This is a genomic window from Microvirga sp. P5_D2 (assembly GCF_054049475.1).
Genome location: NZ_JBFUMH010000004.1, coordinates 66,315 through 85,457, shown reverse-complemented (window position 1 = coordinate 85,457; position 19,143 = coordinate 66,315). Strand labels below are relative to the sequence as shown.

Below are 19,143 nucleotides of genomic sequence, written 5' to 3'. Positions count from 1 at the left end.
TCATCGCTGGCTTGCGGCAAGGCACTTTTCCGCCTCTGCAATGGTGTGAGGCTCTCCAACATGCAGCCATTGCCCATCGAGAGGCAACCCATAGAGGCGGTCATTGGCGATGGCGCGGTCATAGAAGGCGTTGGCCGAGAACGCTCCCTCGGGCGTGCCGGAAACGAGTTCCGGCTTCACGATGGCCACGCCCGCATAGACGAAATCGGACCTGTCATGGCCTCCACGGCGGCGCAGACGGCCGTCTTCATCGCGGTGAAAATCGCCTCGGCCTTCATATCCAACACTTGTGGATAACGGGGCAACGAGCATCAGAATGTCCATACGCTCAGCATCCCAGGCGGCCACGAGGCGCTTGAGATTCGGGTTCGCGCCCTCGATCCACATGGAATCGGAGTTGAAAGTGACGAAGGGATCTTCTCCTAACAACGGCAAAGCTTTCTTCACGCCGCCGCCGGTTTCGAGCAGCTCATCGCGCTCGTCGGAGATCACGATGCGGGGGAGTTTTCGAGTGCGCAGATGCGCTTCGAGCATGTCGGCGAAATGGTGCACGTTCACCACCACCGTTTCCATGCCGGCCTCGTGCAGTTTGTCGAGGGCGAAGTCGATCAGGCTCTGGCCCGCCACTTTCACGAGGGGTTTCGGCATGGTCGCCGTGATCGGCAGCATGCGCTTGCCGAGGCCCGCTGCGAGAACGATGGCTTTTGTGGGCTTGCGCTGGGGGGACTGGGACACGAGGGCTCCGGCTCAAGGCGTGGGAGGCGCATCATCGTCGGCCTGCGGAATGAGCCTGGGCAGATAGGTCTCATACCAGGCCTTGAGCTTGGCCAGGGCGGGATGTGCGAGATTGCGGGTGAGATAAGCCTCGATGCGTGGCAGGTGCTTCAGGTAATGAGGCTTGCCGTCCCGCCGGTCGAGCCGTGCGAAAATGCCGAGGATCTTGGTGGCGCGCTGCGCCGCCATAATCGCATAGGCCCGCGCGAAACCGGAGACGTCGAAGCCGGGGTCCGCCGCTTTGCGCTCGCGGGCATAGAGGCCGATGAGCTTGAGTTCGAGATCGGCGGGCACCGTCACGCGCGCATCCTGCAGAAGCGAGGCGACGTCGTAGGCGGGTGAACCCAGCGTCGCATCCTGGAAGTCGATCAGGCCGACGCGCTGCAGGCCTTCGCGCTCGGAGAGCCAGATCAGGTTGGGTGAGTGGAAATCGCGCAAGGTCCAGGTGACGGGAGAGGCCAGGATCTCGCCCAGCGTCTCCGTCCAGAGATTGACGAATTCCGCCCGCGCGGAGCCGGAGAGCTGCGTGCCCATGATGTGCGGCACATACCAATCGGCGAGCAGCTCCACCTCGATCAGAAGCGCTTCGAGATCGTAGGGCGGGATCGGATGCTCGATACCGTCGTTGACCGGCAGAACCTGCGGCAGCTCGGTGCTGTGCAGGCGCATCAGAAGGCGCGTCGCTTCCGCATAACGCTCGGGGATCGGTCCATCGGCATCGACCACCGGTTCGGCTCCGAGATCCTCGATGAGCAGAAGGCCCGTGTCCAAGTCCTCGCCGTAGATATACGGCGCGCTGAAGCCCAACGCGCGTAGGCCCTTATCCATGGCGACGAAGGCATGAACCGTTTCCGCGAGCTTCGCGATGGTCGTGTAGGGCTTGCCGCGACGAACAGGCGGACCCACAGGGCGTGGCGGCGAGATCATCAGCAAAGCGGTTTCGCCGTTGGGCTTTACAAGCCGCTCATAGGAACGGATCACGGAGGCATCGCTCTGCATGGGCATGCGCACCGCATCCGTCCAGCCGCAGCGCTCCACAAGACCGCGGAAGGCCTTCAGTCGCTGGAGACGCGAGGCGAAGCCGCCTGTGCCGGTGAGCATGGCGACGCGGCCATTGCCGCCACCGCCCGGCGCGAAATCGAGATGGATGTCGAGGCGTTCGGATTTCAGCCCGTCGTCGGCGCGCTCGGGCCATTCCACGAGGGCGACGGCGCTGTCGGTCATCTCCTCCCAGCCCAGCTCCACCAGCTCGTAGCCGCCCGACAGGCGGTAGAAATCCGCGTGCACGATGGGGAAGAGTGACCCGTCGTAAACCTGCATCAAGGTGAAGGTCGGACTTGGGACTTCAAGCTCGGAGTCGCCCGCCAGCACCCGCACGAGGGCGCGCGCCAGCGTGGTCTTGCCCGCGCCGAGGCCGCCGGACAGGGTGACGAGATCGCCCGGCTTCAGCTCCTCGGAGAGAACCCGCGCGAAATCTTCCGTGGAGGCGTGGTCGGGCAGCGTGACGATCCACGCGGCCTGGGAAACATCTTGCTCGGACATGAGGGCCAATCCATTCACCATCGCTTGTATCCTACTCCGCCGCGATGGGAGTTAGTGCAGATTGCCCCGTCCGGCCATCGGAGGGCGATTCCTGCCGCTCGTTCGGGAAAATGCAGGTGACTGTGGTGCCCTGGCCTGGCGCGGAGGCAAGCTCGATGCGCCCGCCATGCAGCTCCACGAAGGAGCGCACGATGGAGAGGCCCAAGCCCACGCCCCGATGGCGGGTGCCGAGCGTGTGGCTCTCGAAGCGCTCGAAAATGCGCGCCTTGACCTCGGGCGGAATGCCGCGGCCCTGGTCCTTCACCTCGAAGATTACCTCACCGCCACGCTTGCGCGCGGAGACCTGGATGCTCTGGCCGGGCATTGAGAAGCCGACGGCATTGGAGAGAAGATTGAACAGGATCTGGCGCACGCGCTTGCCGTCCGCGACGAAGGTGCCGATGTCGTCCGGCGTGTCGATGAGAAGATGCAGCGAGGATTCCGCGAGCCGGTCCTCCAGCCCGCGCATAGCAGCCTCGATGGTGGAGCGGATATCGACGATCTCCGGCGCCAATTCCAGCGAGCCCGTGTCGATGGAGGCGAGATCGAGAATGTCGTTGAGCATCGTCAGCAGCGCCTTCGACGAACGCTCGATGTGGTCGGTGTATTCCTTCTGGCGCGGATTGAGCTCGCCCGCCGTGCCGTCATCGAGCAGATGCGCAAAGCCGATGATGTTGGTGAGCGGCGAGCGCAGCTCGTAGGACACGTGATGCACGAACTCGTCGCGCAACCGCGAGGCGCGCTCCAGCGCGTCGTTGCGCTCGGTGAGTGCGCGCTCCACGTTCACGCTCGCGGTCACATCGGTGAAGCTCAGAAGCGTCGCGCCGTCCGGCAGGGGCTGCGCGGTGCAGTCGAGCGCCGAGCCGTCGCGCCGTTCGATACGGCAGGACAGGCCCATGCGCATGTCGGCAAGGCCCGCCACCGCGCCGCGAATATCCACCCACGGCTCCTCCTGCGGTGCGAGCAGGCGGCAGGACTTGATGATGATGTCGATATGCGGATGCCCGGCCGGAATGTCCTGCGGCAGATTCCACATCTCCACGAAGGCGCGGTTGTGCAGCTTGAGGCGTCCGTCGGAGCCGAACACCGCCACGCCCTCTTTCAGTGTATCGAGCGTTTCGCCCTGCACCTGCGTGAGCGAATTGACCTGCGAGGCGAGTTCGAAACGTTCGCTTACGTCATCGAACAGATAGGTCACGCCGCCCTGCGGATTGGGATTGATGACGACGCGCAAGGTGCGGCGGTCGGGCAGGTGCCACCAGGTTTCCTGCTGCTCGACGGAGCGGTAGCCGGTGAGGAAATCCGCTTTCCATGCACGGAAATCCGCCTGCTCGGGAAGCTTGCGCGCGGCGCGCAGACGGTCGAGCACTTCGCTGTCCGTCGGGCGCGAGGAGAGGAAGCCGCCATCGAGTCCCCACAGGCGCTGATAGGCGGCATTGCTGAAGATGAGCTTCTGGCCCGCATCGAAAATCGCAACCGCCGTCGGCAATTGGTCGAGGGTGCGCACATGCGCATCCATCTGCCGCTGCAGATCGGTGCGCACCGCTTCGAGTTCCGACACGTCCACCGCGATGCCCGCGCTGCCGCCGGCGGTGGGGCGCTCGATCACGTCGAGCACGGCGCGCTGACCTGCGACGACCGCCGTGACGCGGGAGGAATAAGTCGTGCCGGCTTTGCGCTGACGGCGCGATTCCTCGCGCGTCGGCTGGCCGAGAAGTTCGAGCGAACGGTTGATGGCATCGTCGAGATCTTTTGCTTCGACGGAACGCAGATAGGCCTGGTTCGCCCAGAGCAGCTTGTCGTCCGTGGCGCGAATCCAGAGCGGATAGGCCACATCGTCGAGCAGCATGGTCATGGAGCGCAGGTCGCTGCGCGCCAGGCTAAGATCCGTGCGCATTTTCAGCAGCTCGGAGCGGTCGCCGGTCACGTCGCGCAGGCGCAGGATGGCGCGCCCGCCGATGGTGCGGCCTTCCACGTCGATGAAGCTGCCGAAGAGCGTATGCCCGACGAGCCGGAAGGCCTCACCGCGCTGCTTCAGGTGGTCGAGAGCGGCTTCGACGGCTGCGGCGTCGCCCGGCTGGAGCCAGGTGCCGAAGGCGAGCGCGCGCTTGGCGGGGGCGCCCTCGCCGAGAATGGTGGGATCGCCCTGGAACCGCGCCTCGCCGTCGCGCCCATGCCAGCTCACGAGGAGCTGACGCTCCGAGCCCATGAGGAGCGTCGCGAGATCGTCCGCGCCGCGCAAGGTGGAGATCTCGTTGCGCAGCGCCCGCTCCGCGCGAGTGGCGCGGCGGCGCTCGCTCATCAGCAGCAGGGAGGTGGTGGTCGAGAAGGCGACGAGCCCCATGAAGAGGCCGAAATAGACGGCGTTCTGGAGGTCGATGGATGTGAGGAAGCCGAGCAGGTCCGTGGCGCTGTCGAGAAGCGGGAACTCGCCTTCGGCGGCAAGGGCCGAGCTGGAGGTGCCGGTGAACAGCGACAGGGTCAGGGATGTGCGAAGCCGGGGCAGACGGGTAGGCGCGCGCCTCGCGCCCTCGTCATCGTGCCTGTGCTTCGAATGCCCGGCCATGCCGTGCTGCCCTCCCTTTTTCATAGCCCCGGGGAACAGGCCAAGTCATCCCCACTCCGCGGGCCCTTTGAGACGCCACAGAGGTGATCCCGCTTACGCATGAACGGAACTGCCGACTGGTTGCCCTGATGCGGGACTGCCAGCCGATTCGCGTCCACTCTAGACTACCCCTGACTCCGCCAGGAAGAGGGTTAAAGCCGGCTTAATCTTCCTTTGGAGAACCTGTGCGCAATTGGTGGAAACGTATTGCATTTGCGACACACACATGCCGCTGCGGAAGGCTTGGCGATTCGAGCGATCCGGACATGAAAAAGCCCGGCCGAAGCCGGGCTTTTCCTAAAGTTAGCAGTAGCTTAGATCTTAGTAGCGGTAGTGATCCGGCTTGAACGGGCCGGTTTCCTTCACGCCGATATAGGAAGCCTGATCGGGGCGCAGCTTGGTCAGCTTCACGCCGATCTTTTCCAGGTGCAGCGACGCGACCTTCTCGTCGAGGTGCTTCGGCAGGGTGTAGACCTGATTCTCGTACTGGCCGGCATTGTTCCAGAGCTCGATCTGAGCAAGCGTCTGGTTCGTGAAGGAAGCCGACATCACGAAGGACGGGTGACCCATGGCGTTGCCGAGGTTCACGAGGCGGCCTTCCGAGAGCAGGATGATGCGGTGGCCGTCGGCGAAGGTGATCTCGTCCACCTGCGGCTTGATGTTCGTCCACTTGAGGTTCTTGAGACCGGCAACCTGGATCTCGTTGTCGAAGTGGCCGATGTTGCAGACGATGGCGCGGTCCTTCATGGCCCGCATGTGATCGAGGGTGATCACGTCCTTGTTGCCGGTGGCGGTGACGAAGATGTCGGCGCGCGAAACCGCGTCTTCCATCGTCGTGACCTCATAGCCTTCCATGGCGGCCTGGAGCGCGCAGATCGGGTCGACTTCCGACACCAGCACGCGGCAGCCTGCCTGGCGCAAGCTGGCGGCCGAACCCTTGCCCACGTCGCCGAAGCCGGCGACCATGGCGACCTTGCCGGCCATCATCACGTCCGTACCGCGACGGATGCCGTCCACGAGCGACTCGCGGCAGCCATAGAGGTTGTCGAACTTCGACTTGGTGACCGAATCGTTCACGTTGATCGCCGGGAAGAGCAGCTTGCCTTCCTTGGCCATGATGTAGAGGCGGTGGACGCCGGTGGTGGTCTCTTCCGACACGCCCTTGATGGACTTGGCGACTTCCGCGAACCAGCCCTTCGGCTTCTCGGAGAGCAGGCGCCTGATGAGAGCGAAGAGGACTTCCTCTTCTTCAGCGCCGGGCTTGTCGAGGAAGGCCACGTCGCCCTGCTCGGCGCGCAGGCCGAGATGGACGAGCATGGTGGCGTCGCCGCCGTCGTCGAGGATCATGTTCGGCACGCCGCCGCCATGCCAGTCGAACAGCTTGGCGGTGTAGTCCCAGTACTCGGTGAGGGTCTCGCCCTTATAGGCGAAGACCGGGATGCCGGCGGCGGCAATCGCGGCAGCGGCGTGGTCCTGGGTCGAGTAGATGTTGCAGGAGACCCAGCGGACGTCGGCGCCGAGAGCCTTCAAGGTCTCGATCAGCACCGCGGTCTGGATAGTCATGTGCAGAGAGCCGGCGATGCGGGCGCCCTTGAGGGGCTGCCTCTCGCCATATTCGGCGCGAACGGCCATGAGGCCCGGCATTTCGGTCTCGGCGATCGAGATTTCCTTGCGGCCGAAATCGGCGAGGCCGATGTCCTTAACGATATAGTCCTGAGCCATGCTGGCCTCCGTCTTACCCTTGGGGTTTGAATTCTTGGGGTTTGAATTGGCGCTGTCTCTAGCAGAGAGCCGCCGGGGAGGCAATCAAGATATAAAGATGTCTTTATATGTTTTTTGGGGCGAGGTTGTTCATCTCTGCCCGTCATCGCCGGGCTTGTCCCGGCCATCCCGATGGGAAAAGCGCGATGATTCAAGCCATCGGGATCACCGGCACAAGGCCGGCGATGACGTGAGAAATGCAGAGATAACTGGAGAAGCGCCTTACTCGTCCTCGCCGAACCGGTTGGCGAGGAGGTCGTCGATGGCCTGGAGGCAGGTCTCGGCGTCCTGCCCCTTGGCGGTGACGGTGATGGTCGTGCCCTGGGCGGCGGCGAGGGTCAAAAGGCCCATGATGGAGCGGCCGCCAACGGTCTCGCCGCAGCGGGTGACCGTGACGTCGGAATTGTAGCGCTCGACGGTCTGGACGAACTTGGCCGAGGCACGGGCGTGCAGCCCCCGGCGGTTGATGATGGGAAGCTCCCGGACTTCCGCCCCGTCAGGAACAAGCGCAGGCGGGCAATCCTGATCGAGAAGCTTATCCATATTTACTTTCCCGAGAGTACGCGTGAGGCGATGTTGATGTATTTACGCCCGGCCTCCTGGGCGTGAGAGACGGCATCCGACAGGGGTTCCTCATCCCGGACGGATGCGAGCTTGATGAGCATGGGCAGGTTGATGCCGGCGACCACCTCGACGGAGCTGCCGTTCATGCAGGAGAGCGCCAGGTTCGAGGGCGTGCCCCCGAACATGTCGGTGAGAACCACGACACCGTGACCCGAATTGACCCGGCACACGGCGGCCATGATGTCCTTGCGCCGTGTTTCCATGTCGTCGTCAGGGCCGATCGTGATCGTTTCAAGCTGCTCTTGGGGTCCCACCACATGCTCAAGCGCGGCTTTGAATTCCGTCGCGAGCTGCCCGTGGGTGACGAGCACCATTCCAATCATAATGTTCCAGGTCCGAACGCTCCGAGAGCGGAGCGGCTATTTTGTGCAGCGCGAAGCCAAGCGCAAGAGCAATGAGACGAAAAGTTCATCACAGTGTCTCAATCGTGTCGCAAACGCCACTCAATTGCCCGAGAGCGATGCTCGCGAAGCTTGCCCCGGCCCGCATTCGGATGCGAGGCACCACGACGCCGCATAGAACAGTGTTGCCGTCCTGCTCGTTTGGGAAGCGTGGCGGATCCTCGCTGAGGTCGATGATGAGGCGGATGACGGCGGCGGGCTCGAAGGGCTGGCGGATGATCCCGAGGCCGTGCACCTCAAGATGTCCCGCGAGCGGCTCCACGGGGCTGCCGAGGAGGCGCCCGTTCCTTGAACGAAGCTGGGTCCGGTCGTCGCTGACCAGACATCCGAAGCGCCCGGCCCTTACGGCATCCAGCACGATCTCCCGCGCCAAGGTCGATTTGCCGGCGCCGGAGCGTCCCCGGATCAGAACGCCGGCCTCGCCGATGACGACGCAGGAGGCGTGGATGGTCTCCACAGCGCTCAAGGCTCGACCTTTCCGCGCTCCTGCCTGACGGCGTCCTTCCTGCTCTGCTCTTTCTTGCCGCGCGAGTTGTCCGGCGTGGGCAGGCGGATGATGAAGCGGGCGCCGAGCCTCTCCGGTTCGCCGAATTCATCGGTTGCGCCAAGCCGGTTCTCGGCGCGGATCGAGCCGCGATGGGCCTCGATGATCTGGCGGGAGATGGAGAGCCCTAAGCCCGAATTCTGGCCGAAGCCCTGGTCGGGCCGGTCGGTATAGAAGCGCTCGAAGATCCGGTCGAGAGCATCCGGCTCGATGCCGGGTCCACTGTCCTCCACCAAAACCTCCACGTCGGCCCGGCGGCGCTTGAGCGTCACCTTCACGGTCGCATCCTGCGGCGAGAAGGAGCGGGCATTGTCGATGAGGTTGTTGAACACCTGCCCCAGGCGGCTGTCATGGCCGAGCACCAGAAAGGCATCGCGGCCGCGCGCATGCTTCTCGATGTCGAGGGCGATCAGCGGATCGTGCTCCTGGCGGCGCTCGTTGGCGACGGATACCACCGCGTCGAGAAGGCGCGCCATGTCCACCGGCTCCGCATCCGCGCGGGCCAGTTCCGCATCGAGGCGCGAGGCGTCCGAGATGTCGCTGATCAACCGGTCGAGGCGTTTCACGTCATGCTGGATGATCGACATCAGCCGCTTCTGCGAATCCTCGCTGCGGGCGAGCGGCAGTGTTTCCACGGCGCTGCGCAGGGATGTCAGCGGGTTCTTCAATTCATGGGCTACATCCGCCGCGAAGCTCTCGATGGCGTCGATGCGATTGTAGAGCGCCTTCGTCATGTCGCGCAGCGCGCCGGACAAGTGGCCGATCTCGTCGGCACGGTCGGTGAAGTCGGGAATTTCCTGGCGCGATTTCGTGCCCCAGCGGACGCGCTCGGCGGCTTCCGCAAGACGGCGGACAGGACCGGCGATGGCGCCGGCCAGGAACAGCGACAGCACGATCATCACCACGGCGGCGACCAGGAACACCTGGAGCAGGGCGAAGCGCTCGGAAGCGATGATGGCGTCGATGTCGCCTTCCTGCGTGGAGAGCAGCAATGCGCCCTGCACCGCGCGGAAACGCTGAATCGGCACCGCCACGGATACGATGGTTTCGCCACGGGTATTCACACGCACCGCGCTCGATTGCTGGCCCGAAAAGGCCTGCTGCACTTCCGGCAGGGTGCGGCCGTTCGCGGGGCCGGCATCCTCGAGCACCGGACGCCTCGTGCTCCGGAACATCTTGCGCACGGTGTTCCAAGTGCGCTCGATGAAGCTCGTGGTGTCCTCCACGTTGCCGACCGGGTCCAGATCCATCCGCAGGATGTCGCCGCGCGAATAGAAGTTGCGGGAATCGAGCAGGAGCAGGCCCTCCCGGTCGAATATGCGCGCACGGGTCTTGGTCGGCGTCACGAGGCGGCGCAGCAGCGGCGCGACGCGCTCGGGGTTGATGGAAAATTCGAGCGACGTTGCGCCCTCGTCGTTGAGGCGCTCCGTCTCGCCCGCCTGCATCTGCAGGAGCTGGTCTGGATCGAGGGTGATGGTGTTGGTCTCGACCGTGGCCGAACTGGCGATGGCGCCCGCGATGATCTCGCCCTGCGTGAGCAGGCTCTGCACGCGGGCTTCGATCAAGCCCTCACGGAACTGGTTGAGGTAGAGAAAGCCCACGAGCAGCGCCACGAGGCCTGCGAGATTGAGCACGACGATGCGGCGCGTCAGGCTGGAGGAGGCACGCTGCACCAGCATGCGGCCGAAACGCTTCAATCGCGCCAGGATGCCACGGGGCGCGGGCGGATCGTCGAGCGCTGCCTCGGCGTGGATAGGATCAGCCTTCATGCCACTCATCCAAGCATGATCCGGCAGGATTAGCGAGGATCGTGCCCGTTTTTCGGTTGTGCCCACCTCGTGAGGAGGGCTTGCTGGCGTCAGGCTTCCTTGAAGCGATAGCCGACACCGTAAAGGGTCTCGATCATTTCGAAACTCTGGTCAACCACCTTGAACTTCTTGCGCAGGCGCTTGATGTGGCTGTCGATGGTGCGGTCGTCCACATAGACCTGGTCGTCATAGGCCGCATCCATGAGCGCGTTGCGGCTTTTCACGACGCCGGGCCGGGTGGCGAGCGCCTGCAGGATCAGGAATTCGGTGACGGTGAGCGTGACCGGTTCACCCTTCCAGGTGCAGGCATGGCGCTCCGGGTCCATCTTGAGCTGGCCGCGCTCCAGGGCCTTGGGATCGATCTCCTTGGGAGCGGTCTGGTCCTTGGGCGCGAAGCGGCGCAGAACCGCTTTCACGCGCTCGACCAGAAGGCGCTGGGAGAAGGGTTTGCGGATGAAATCGTCCGCGCCCATCTTGAGGCCGAACAGCTCGTCGATCTCCTCGTCCTTCGAGGTCAGGAAGATCACCGGCAGGTCCGACTTCTGGCGCAGGCGCCGCAGCAGTTCCATGCCGTCCATGCGAGGCATCTTGATATCGAAGATCGCCAGGTCCGGCGGGGCGTGCTTCAGCCCGTCGAGGGCCGAGGCCCCGTCGGTATAGGTCTGAATGCGGTAGCCTTCCGCCTCGAGGGCGATCGATACAGAGGTCAGGATGTTGCGATCGTCATCGACCAGAGCGATCGTGGGCATGTACTCTTCCTTGGCTATAGACGCACGATAATAGTCTATCGTTCAACAACGCAGCAGGGCCTCATTCGTGCCCAACTGCGCCATACTCATGGCACAAATATGGTTGGCCCCAAGGGGATGACCAGGGCCGATATCCATAGTGGTGTCTACGAAGGCCCGGTTCAACCGCAGATGAACAAATTCAACAACCTGAACAGAACAAGTCGAAATTCAGGATAAAACGGTCGGGTAATCAGGTTTAAAAAGCTTTACAGKCAATAGGGTTGGTCAATGAATTCCCGAGCAAGGTCAATCATCCTAAAGGATCGTGACAAATCTTGCAGAATCTCTCCAGAAAGCGTTTTCCAGGCCTAGCATCCGCCAAAATAGAATGTCATGGAATGCCTCGGTTGACGGAAACGTTAGCTGACCTACACCTTCCAAGTTCAAGCGGTGGAACGGAAATAAGACCGCCGCCGCTCAAAGGTAACATTTTGACGGCCATCTGAAGGCGGATCATTGGGCCGCCGACGATTGGCGTTCAGGAGAAGTCTTCCGTGGATAACATCGGCGTCTTCAACAGCGCGCAGGATGCGGAGGCTTTCGGCTTCCGCAATCTTAAAAAAGTTTACTGGAACCTCGAAGCCCCCGCGCTCTATGAGCAGTCCCTGACCCGGGGCGAGACCAAGCTGGTCAAGGGCGGCGCCCTTCTGGCCGAGACCGGGGTTCATACGGGTCGTTCCCCCAAGGACAAGGTCGTGGTGCGCGACGACGCCACCGAGAGCACCGTCTGGTGGGACAATAACGGCGCCATCACGCCCGGCCATTTCGACACCCTGCTGCAGGACTTCCTCGCCCATGCCGAGGGCAAGGAACTGTTCGCGCAGGACCTCCATGGCGGCGCCGATCCGGCCTATCGCGTCAAGGCCCGCGTCTTCACGGAATTCGCCTGGCACTCGCTGTTCATCCGCAACCTGCTGATCCGCCCCGATGCGGGCGAGCTGCAGGATTACGTGCCCGGCCTCACCATCATCGACCTGCCGTCCTTCAAGGCCGATCCGGCCCGCCACGGCTGCCGCTCGGAGACGGTGATCGCCTGCGACTTCACCCGCAAGATCGTGCTGATCGGCGGCACGTCCTATGCGGGCGAGATGAAGAAGTCGGTCTTCACCTATCTCAACTACGTGCTGCCCGCGAAGAACGTCATGCCCATGCATTGCTCCGCCAATGTGGGCAAGGAAGGCGATGTCGCCGTGTTCTTCGGCCTCTCCGGCACCGGCAAGACCACGCTCTCCAACGATCCGAACCGCGTTCTGCTCGGCGACGACGAACATGGCTGGACCCCGAACGGCGTGTTCAACTTCGAGGGCGGCTGCTACGCCAAGACGATCCGTCTGTCGCGTGAGGCCGAGCCCGAGATCTTCTCCACCACCGAGCGCTTCGGCACGGTTCTGGAGAACGTGATCGTCGATCCGATCACGCGCGTTCCCGATTTCGACGACGCATCGCGCACGGAGAACACGCGCTGCGCCTATCCGCTCGACTTCATCCCGAATGCGAGCACAACCGGCCGCGCGGGCATTCCGAAGAACATCGTGATGCTCACCTGCGATGCCTTCGGCGTGCTGCCTCCCATCGCCAAGCTCACGCCGGCGGAAGCCATGTACCACTTCCTCTCCGGCTACACCGCGAAGGTGGCTGGCACGGAAAAGGGCGTGAAGGATCCGGAGGCCACGTTCTCCACCTGCTTCGGCGCTCCCTTCATGCCGCGTCATCCGTCCGTCTACGGCAACCTGCTGCGCGATCTCATCGCCAAGCACCACGTGGATTGCTGGCTCGTGAACACGGGCTGGACCGGCGGCAAATATGGCGTCGGCCGGCGCATGCCGATCCGCGTCACGCGCCGCCTGCTCACCGCTGCTCTGGACGGCTCGCTCTCCCGCGCCGATTTCCGCCGCGATCCTTATTTCGGCTTCGCGGTACCGACCTCGGTGCCCGGCGTCGAGCCGCACATCCTGTACCCGGTGAAGACCTGGCAGAACAAGGCGGAGTTCGCCGAGACCGCCAAGCGCCTCATCGACATGTTCAACGAGAACTTCAAGCGCTTCGAGGAACACGTCGATTCCGACGTGCGCTCCGCCGCGCCGCAGATGTCGATTGCGGCTTAAAGCTGCGCTTCGTATCGAGTAAAACGAACGGCGGCTCTCGGGCCGCCGTTTTGTTATTGAAGAGTATCGAATGGACGTTCTCGTCATCGGAGCAGGTGTCGTCGGACTGGCAATCGCTCGCGCTTTGGCCCTGCGCGGCCACAGCGTGATCGTGGCCGAAGCAACCGGCGGCATCGGCAACGGCGTGTCCTCGCGCAACAGCGAGGTGATCCATGCGGGTATGTATTATCCGCAAGGCTCGTTGCGCGCGCGGTACTGCGTTAACGGGCGGCGGATGCTCTACGCCTTCTGCGAAAGCCACGGCGTGCCGTATCAGAAATGCGGAAAGCTCATCGTCGCCACGAACGATCTCGAACAGGCCAAGATCGAGGGCATCTATCAACAGGGCATCTCCAACGGGGTCGAGGGCCTGTCCTTCCTCGCGGGCGAAGAGGCGAGGGCGCTCGAGCCCAATCTCTCCTGCACCGGCGCCGTGCTGTCGCGCGAGACAGGCATCGTGGACAGCCATGCCCTCATGCTGGCGCTCCAGGGCGACTTGGAGGATGCAGGCGGCATGATCGCGTTCCACGCTACCGTCGAGCGGATTGTGCATAATGGAACGCAATGGAACGTGCATGTGGGTGGGGCGGAACCCGGTGATATCACCGTCGATGCCGTGGTCAACGCGGCGGGGCTCGGCGCGCAGGCGCTCGCACGGGTGACCGAAGGCTATCCATCGGAGCGCGTGCCGCCTCTCGTGCTTGCGAAAGGCAATTATTTCGGCTGCCTCGGCAAGCYCGCCTTCTCGCGCTTGATTTATCCATCACCGGTCGAGGGCGGGCTCGGCACCCATGTGACCCTCGACCTCGCCGGCCGCATGCGCTTCGGTCCCGATGTGGAGTGGATCGAGCGCGAAGTCTACGAGGTCGATCCAGGTCGGGCGAAAAGCTTCTACGCCTCGATCCGGCGCTATTGGCCGGGACTGCCGGACGGTGCGTTGATGCCGGATTACTCCGGCATACGCCCCAAGCTGACGGGGCCGGATGAGAAAGCGGTGGATTTCATGATCGACGGGCCGCCGGAGCATGGGCTCGGCGGGATCGTGCATCTCTTCGGGATCGAGAGCCCGGGGCTGACCTCGTGCTTGTCGATTGCGGAGGATGTGGTGGAGCGGTTGGGGGCTTAGTATTTGGCTGTCATCCCGGATCGGCTGCGCCGTCTGGGATGACACCTTTCAACTATCCCCTGAAGAACAGCAGCGTGATCAGCAGGAAGGTCGGGATCAAGATCGCGCCCGACCACAGCAGATAGCCGAAGAAGCTCGGCATCTTGACGCCGCCTTCGCGGGCGATGGCATAGACCATGAAGTTCGGCGCGTTGCCGATATAGGAGTTGGCGCCCATGAACACCGCGCCGGCCGAGACGGCGGTCAGCGTCATCGCGCCGGTGGTCATCAGCTGTTGTGGATCGCCGCCGGCCAACTCGAAGAACACGAGATATGTCGGTGCATTGTCGAGGAAGGACGAGAGGCCGCCGGTCAGCCAGAAATAGGCCGCATGATTGGCGCTGCCGTCCGGGTTCGTCACCAAGGCCACGAGAGGCGCGAAGGCGCCCTCCGTTCCGGCCTGCAGCATGGCGAGCACCGGTATGATGGTGATGAAGATGCCGGCGAAGAGCTTCGCCACTTCCTTGATCGGCCCCCAGGAGAAACCGTTCTCGGCCCGGTTGGCGGCGGGCGTGAGCTTCAGGGAGACGATCGTCACCGCGATCATGATCACATCGCGCAGCGCATTGGCGAACGCAATCTCGGCACCGAGCACCGTGATGCTGCCGAGATCGATGGTGGCGCTCATGAGGATCGCGCCGATGATGATGAAGATCAGCAGGAAGTTGATATCACCAGTCACGCGCACGGGATTGTCCGGCGTCGGATCAGGCTTGATGTGCCCTTCCTTGCGGTAGATCACCGTATCGAGCGCGAAGAACAGGGCGAGCAGAACTACGCTGGCGAAGAGGGTTTCCGGGAAGAGGTGCGTGGTGGTCCAGAAGAAGTCTACGCCGCGTAGGAAGCCCAGGAAGAGCGGCGGATCGCCGAGCGGCGTGAGCGAGCCGCCGATGTTCGACACCAGGAAGATGAAGAACACGAATACATGGACGTTGTGCTTGCGGTCGTCATTGGCGCGCAGCACCGGCCGGATCATCACCATGGAAGCGCCGGTGGTGCCGATGAAGCTTGCCAGCACCGTGCCGATGGCGAGCAGCACCGTGTTTGTGCCGGGCGAGCCATGGATGTTGCCGCGGATGAGAATGCCGCCTGCCACCGTGAACAGCGCAAGCAGCAGCAGGATGAAGGGGACGTATTCCAGAAGCGCCGTATGGGCGAGGGCATCAAGTGCGGTCGTGGGCCCGAGAAGAAGAGCCATCGGGGCCAGCACCAGCAGGCCCCACAGGGCTGCAATCTTGCCCTGATGGTGCTCCCAGAAATGCGGAGCCAGCAGTGGGAAGAGAGCGATGGAGAGAAGGATGCCCGCGAAAGGCAGGGCCCAGGCAACGCTTAAGGCTGCTCCGTTCAACTCAGCCGCGAAGGCGGATTGCGGCAGGCCGATCAGGGCGGCGGCGAGCGCCGCGCTTGAGATGCGAAGCATGGTTGGGTTCCCCTCACCGGCGCGCCGGTACTTCTGTGATGTTATGGACACGGTTTAAGGGATGGTGCGCATCGCCGCAACGGCAGGCCTGTTAACCGGCTGTTCACCATAAGTGAAAGAGAGTACAACAGAGTAACACAAGCCTTGCCGTACCTGAGTTTCCTGCCGGGATCATTGAGCCGATGTGCCGTTTCCTTGCCTATCGGGGAGAGCCGATCTTCCTCGACGAACTGGTCTGCGCCCCAGCCCATTCGCTTGTTCATCAATCGCTGCACGCGGCGGAGGCCAAGACGGAGACCAATGGTGATGGCTTCGGCATCGGCTGGTATGGCGAACGGTCCGAGCCCGGCATCTACCGCGAGGTGCGCCCGGCCTGGTCCGACGAGAATCTGAGAAGCCTGTGCGAGCAGGTGCGCTCCGGCCTCTTTTTCGCCCATGTACGCGCCTCCACCGGCACCTCGACCACGCGGGCCAATTGCCATCCCTTCACCCATGGCCGCTTTCTCTTCATGCATAACGGCCAGATCGGCGGCTACGGACGCATCAAGCGCCGTCTCGAGGCGCTGATTCCCGACGATCTCTATGACCGCCGCCTCGGCACCACGGATTCCGAGGCGATCTTCTTGGTAGCGCTCGCCAACGGCTTGGCCGAGGAGCCCGTCACCGCCATGGCGCGGACGCTCAAAACGGTGCGCGGCCTCATGGACGAGGCCGGCATCGAGGAAGCCTTGCGCTTCACCGCCGCCTTTACGGACGGCGAGAACCTCTGGGCCTATCGCTGGGCTTGCGACGGCATGCCGCCGACGCTCTATTTCCGCGAGGACAACGGTAACCTGCTCGTGGTGTCCGAACCCATCGACGACAAGACCAGGGGATGGCGGGAAGTGCCGAAGGGATGCAGCCTCATCGCCCAGGCGGGACGCGGCGTGAGCGTGCAATGCCTCAACGAGACGATGGCGCAGCTGGCAGCTTAGAGCATCGTGCGAACCGAAGGATCGGGCCTAACGATGTGCCTTTCGACGAAGCGAGCATTTTTCGGCGAAGCAGATCTGAAGCAGATCTAAGGCATCGCTGACACGCTCTTGAGCGACAGCTCCAGCTTGTCCCGGCGCTTGCGCGCCTTGTCGAGCCAGACCGCCGCAATCGCGTGATCGAGGAAGAAATCCATCAGGCGGCCTTGCCGATGGGATTTGAGAAACTCGTTGAGCGCAGTGAGCTCGATCTGCCTGTCGCCCGGCGATGCGGACCGGCCACGCCGTTCCTCCGAATGCTCTTGAGCCAGGAAGTAATAGGCCGGCGCGAAATCCGGATGATCCGCGATCAGCGCATTGAGGCGCGCGATGCGCTCCGCGCCCTCGAATTGCAGTGCATGGAGCAGGGCGGTGGAGCGGGTCGGCGCATCCTCCTGCAACTCCTCATAGACCTGCCGGGCCATGGCGCTGCCCTCATGGGCGTTCACCAAGGCCGCATAGCGCAAATGCGGATCGACGAAATCGAGGCCCATGCGCGCCAGCGCGAAATAGGCGCGATGAGCCCCCGAGATTTCACCCTTCGCCTCGAAGAGCAGAGCCTTGTAGTAGAGTCCCGGCGCGGATTTGGGATCTTCGATCAGGCCGCCTTTCTGGGAAAGGTTCGCGAAGGAATCAGCCGGGTTGCTGGAGCGCACCAGGGCCTGCGCCGCCTGCTGGGCCGGCGAGGGATCGGCGAACACGACATCGGCTTCGGCCGACCGGCCGGCAAGCTGCCAACCGGCAACGGCGCTGGCCAGGATCAGGATGGCCGCGCAGGCGGCGGATGCCCAGCGGGAATAGCGATGCCGCCGCAGAACGGGCTCGTCTTTCTCCTGGTCGAACGCTGTTCCCGGCCAGGCGATGGCAAAGGTGTGAACCGGGAAGGGAATGTTCTTCACCGCCCGCTTGCCCAGATCGATGAATGGCACGGATACTTGGCCCGCAACGGCCTCATGGATCGTATCGGAAATACAGACGCCGCCGGGCTTGGCGAACTTCTCCAGGCGGGCGGCGATGTTGACGGGCGTGCCCATGAGATCGCCATCGCGGTCCACGACCTCGCCCGAGGCGATACCGATGCGAAATTGCAGCCAGCGGCTTGGGGGAAAAGCGAGGTTGCGGGCCCTGACCGCTTCCTGGATATCCACGGAGGCCCGAACGGCATGAAGCGGGGATTCGAACTCGCACATGATCGAGTCGCCGGCCGTGTTGAAGATGCGGCCCCCATGACGCGAGACAAAAGTCTCGCAGGCCCGGCGATAGGCTGTCAGCCGCTGGACGGTCTCCTCCTCATTCTCAGCAAGCAGCCGCGAGAAGCTCACCACGTCGCTGGCCAGGATCGTCGTCGCCCTGCGTTTCACCGGTCAACCAACCCCCTTCCCATTGGACTTCTACAGGTCCGTCCTGGGATCAGCCGTGCGAAAGCCCACGGAAGCTACCCTCTCGTTATTATGTTATTGCATTTCGATATTTATCAAGAGGTGTAAGGGTGTTTCTTTGCAAAGGGCAAAGGCATCCAGGCAGATTGATAAGGCTGCCTTCACACCTGTTCCCAATCCACTCACCTCATCCTGAGGGGCTGCGCAGCAGGCGTCTCGAAGGAGGGTCCAGAGAATACTGGAAACGCCTCGCCCTTCGAGACACCGCCTTCGGCGGCCCTCAGGATGAGGGCTATGACGGTGGAAGCAGCTAAGACGAAAATAGCCGGCCGTGACGATGAGAAGCTACCTATCCAGTTCCGGATAGCACCGGAAGATGCCTTCCTCGTTGAAGGGGATGCGGCGCGGGCTCTCAAGATAGGCCTTGATCCGAGGGCGTTCTGACACCGCCCGATGCAGCGCCACAACCTTGGGCGCTTTCTTCAGCGCCCGTGCCGTCGCTTTCGGAAACGCATAGGAGAGCCCCTCTACCATCTGAAAAAGCGAGAGGTCCGCATAGGTCACGGACGAGCCGACGAGATATCCGCCGCGTCCGGGATTGTGGGACAGAATCGTCTCGAACCAATCCAGGAATTTTGGGATGCGGCTTTTGCGGAACTCGGCCGAGCGGCGCAGGGCCTCTTCCTTCTGGTCTTCATAATAGAGCTCGACGCCGATGGGATGGTGCGTGTCATGCGCCTCCGCCACGAAGTCGGAGATGGTGAGCTGGATCTGGCTCGTCCAAAGCCCGCCCGCCGGGTCCTTGGGCGCGAGGTCGTGGCGCGCGCCGAGATAGAGCAGGATCGCCGCCGTCTGACCGATGATCGTCTCGCCGTCCTTGAGGAAGGGCGGCGCGAAGGGCGGATGGTCCGCATGATCCATCATCCGCATCATCACCGCGATGCCCTCGGATTCCCGTGCCACGTCGATGTAATCGGCTCCCGCCTCTTCGAGTGCCAACCGCACGAACTCACCGCGTCCCTGGATGGTAGGCCAGTAGTAGAGTTCGTATGACATGGGCGCTCCTGATCACTTCAAAACCGTATGAAGGATGGTGGAGCTGTCAGTCCCAATGTCAAAGGGGCAATCTGAGCCGG

15 protein-coding genes are annotated in these 19,143 nt (G+C 63.2%); 3 read left to right on the top strand and 12 right to left on the bottom strand.

From position 1 onward, the window contains the following. From ACXJKO_RS02920 to ACXJKO_RS02880, 9 genes are all read right to left on the bottom strand, one after another. Positions 1-735 carry a nucleotidyltransferase family protein gene (locus ACXJKO_RS02920; protein WP_457089575.1) on the bottom strand — a complete coding sequence of 245 codons (735 nt, stop codon included), beginning with the start codon at positions 733-735 and terminating at the stop codon, positions 1-3. A gap of 12 nt (positions 736-747) precedes the next feature. Then, complete coding sequence (gene tsaE, locus ACXJKO_RS02915) at positions 748-2,316, bottom strand: tRNA (adenosine(37)-N6)-threonylcarbamoyltransferase complex ATPase subunit type 1 TsaE (RefSeq protein ID WP_457089574.1); 1,569 nt, start codon at positions 2,314-2,316, stop codon at positions 748-750. Positions 2,317-2,347: 31 nt separating this feature from the next. Beyond that, a complete protein-coding gene (locus ACXJKO_RS02910) occupies positions 2,348-4,921 on the bottom strand; it encodes an ATP-binding protein (protein WP_457089573.1) in 2,574 nt (857 codons plus the stop codon). A 360-nt stretch (positions 4,922-5,281) separates the two neighbouring features. Beyond that, positions 5,282-6,682: an adenosylhomocysteinase gene (ahcY, locus tag ACXJKO_RS02905; protein ID WP_457089572.1), complete on the bottom strand. Its 1,401-nt coding sequence runs from the start codon at positions 6,680-6,682 to the stop codon at positions 5,282-5,284. A gap of 261 nt (positions 6,683-6,943) precedes the next feature. Beyond that, a complete protein-coding gene (locus tag ACXJKO_RS02900) occupies positions 6,944-7,264 on the bottom strand; it encodes an HPr family phosphocarrier protein (protein ID WP_457089571.1) in 321 nt (106 codons plus the stop codon). Positions 7,265-7,266: 2 nt separating this feature from the next. Then, a complete protein-coding gene (locus ACXJKO_RS02895; RefSeq protein WP_457089570.1) occupies positions 7,267-7,668 on the bottom strand; it encodes a PTS sugar transporter subunit IIA in 402 nt (133 codons plus the stop codon). Between the two features lie 88 nt (positions 7,669-7,756). Further along, the gene (locus tag ACXJKO_RS02890) at positions 7,757-8,203 is read right to left on the bottom strand and encodes an HPr kinase/phosphorylase (RefSeq protein ID WP_457089637.1); all 447 of its coding nucleotides are present in this window, start codon (positions 8,201-8,203) and stop codon (positions 7,757-7,759) included. A 5-nt stretch (positions 8,204-8,208) separates the two neighbouring features. Next, positions 8,209-10,059, bottom strand: a complete 1,851-nt coding sequence (locus ACXJKO_RS02885; protein WP_457089569.1) for a stimulus-sensing domain-containing protein — start codon at positions 10,057-10,059, stop codon at positions 8,209-8,211. 89 nt (positions 10,060-10,148) lie between these two features. After that, complete coding sequence (locus tag ACXJKO_RS02880) at positions 10,149-10,847, bottom strand: response regulator (RefSeq protein WP_441984385.1); 699 nt, start codon at positions 10,845-10,847, stop codon at positions 10,149-10,151. 536 nt (positions 10,848-11,383) lie between these two features. On the opposite strand from ACXJKO_RS02880, the gene ACXJKO_RS02875 reads away from it, so the two are divergent. Together ACXJKO_RS02875 and ACXJKO_RS02870 are read left to right on the top strand one after the other, a co-directional pair. Next, complete coding sequence (locus tag ACXJKO_RS02875) at positions 11,384-12,994, top strand: phosphoenolpyruvate carboxykinase (protein ID WP_457089568.1); 1,611 nt, start codon at positions 11,384-11,386, stop codon at positions 12,992-12,994. 70 nt (positions 12,995-13,064) lie between these two features. Then, positions 13,065-14,159, top strand: a complete 1,095-nt coding sequence (locus tag ACXJKO_RS02870; RefSeq protein WP_457089567.1) for an NAD(P)/FAD-dependent oxidoreductase — start codon at positions 13,065-13,067, stop codon at positions 14,157-14,159. A 52-nt stretch (positions 14,160-14,211) separates the two neighbouring features. Here the strand turns inward: ACXJKO_RS02870 and ACXJKO_RS02865 are convergent, their stop codons facing one another. Further along, positions 14,212-15,618 carry a sodium:proton antiporter gene (locus ACXJKO_RS02865; protein WP_457089566.1) on the bottom strand — a complete coding sequence of 469 codons (1,407 nt, stop codon included), beginning with the start codon at positions 15,616-15,618 and terminating at the stop codon, positions 14,212-14,214. Positions 15,619-15,800: 182 nt separating this feature from the next. On the opposite strand from ACXJKO_RS02865, the gene ACXJKO_RS02860 reads away from it, so the two are divergent. After that, positions 15,801-16,592: a class II glutamine amidotransferase gene (locus ACXJKO_RS02860; protein WP_457089565.1), complete on the top strand. Its 792-nt coding sequence runs from the start codon at positions 15,801-15,803 to the stop codon at positions 16,590-16,592. 86 nt (positions 16,593-16,678) lie between these two features. Here the strand turns inward: ACXJKO_RS02860 and ACXJKO_RS02855 are convergent, their stop codons facing one another. Then, entirely contained in the window at positions 16,679-17,989 is a 1,311-nt protein-coding gene (locus ACXJKO_RS02855) for an adenylate/guanylate cyclase domain-containing protein (protein ID WP_457089564.1), read from the bottom strand. A gap of 363 nt (positions 17,990-18,352) precedes the next feature. Continuing rightward, a complete protein-coding gene (locus tag ACXJKO_RS02850; RefSeq protein WP_457089563.1) occupies positions 18,353-19,063 on the bottom strand; it encodes a glutathione S-transferase in 711 nt (236 codons plus the stop codon). Positions 19,064-19,143: the final 80 nt, after the last annotated feature.

Excerpts from the sequence above, each read along its gene's own strand:
- ACXJKO_RS02865 (WP_457089566.1), bottom strand. The coding sequence starts at position 15,618 with ATGCTTCGCATCTCAAGCGCGGCGCTCGCCGCCGCCCTGATCGGCCTG.
- ACXJKO_RS02860 (WP_457089565.1), top strand. The coding sequence starts at position 15,801 with ATGTGCCGTTTCCTTGCCTATCGGGGAGAGCCGATCTTCCTCGACGAA.
- ACXJKO_RS02910 (WP_457089573.1), bottom strand. The coding sequence starts at position 4,921 with ATGGCCGGGCATTCGAAGCACAGGCACGATGACGAGGGCGCGAGGCGC.
- ACXJKO_RS02850 (WP_457089563.1), bottom strand. The coding sequence starts at position 19,063 with ATGTCATACGAACTCTACTACTGGCCTACCATCCAGGGACGCGGTGAG.
- ahcY (WP_457089572.1), bottom strand. The coding sequence starts at position 6,682 with ATGGCTCAGGACTATATCGTTAAGGACATCGGCCTCGCCGATTTCGGC.
- ACXJKO_RS02885 (WP_457089569.1), bottom strand. The coding sequence starts at position 10,059 with ATGAAGGCTGATCCTATCCACGCCGAGGCAGCGCTCGACGATCCGCCC.
- ACXJKO_RS02895 (WP_457089570.1), bottom strand. The coding sequence starts at position 7,668 with ATGATTGGAATGGTGCTCGTCACCCACGGGCAGCTCGCGACGGAATTC.
- ACXJKO_RS02900 (WP_457089571.1), bottom strand. The coding sequence starts at position 7,264 with ATGGATAAGCTTCTCGATCAGGATTGCCCGCCTGCGCTTGTTCCTGAC.
- tsaE (WP_457089574.1), bottom strand. The coding sequence starts at position 2,316 with ATGTCCGAGCAAGATGTTTCCCAGGCCGCGTGGATCGTCACGCTGCCC.
- ACXJKO_RS02880 (WP_441984385.1), bottom strand. The coding sequence starts at position 10,847 with ATGCCCACGATCGCTCTGGTCGATGACGATCGCAACATCCTGACCTCT.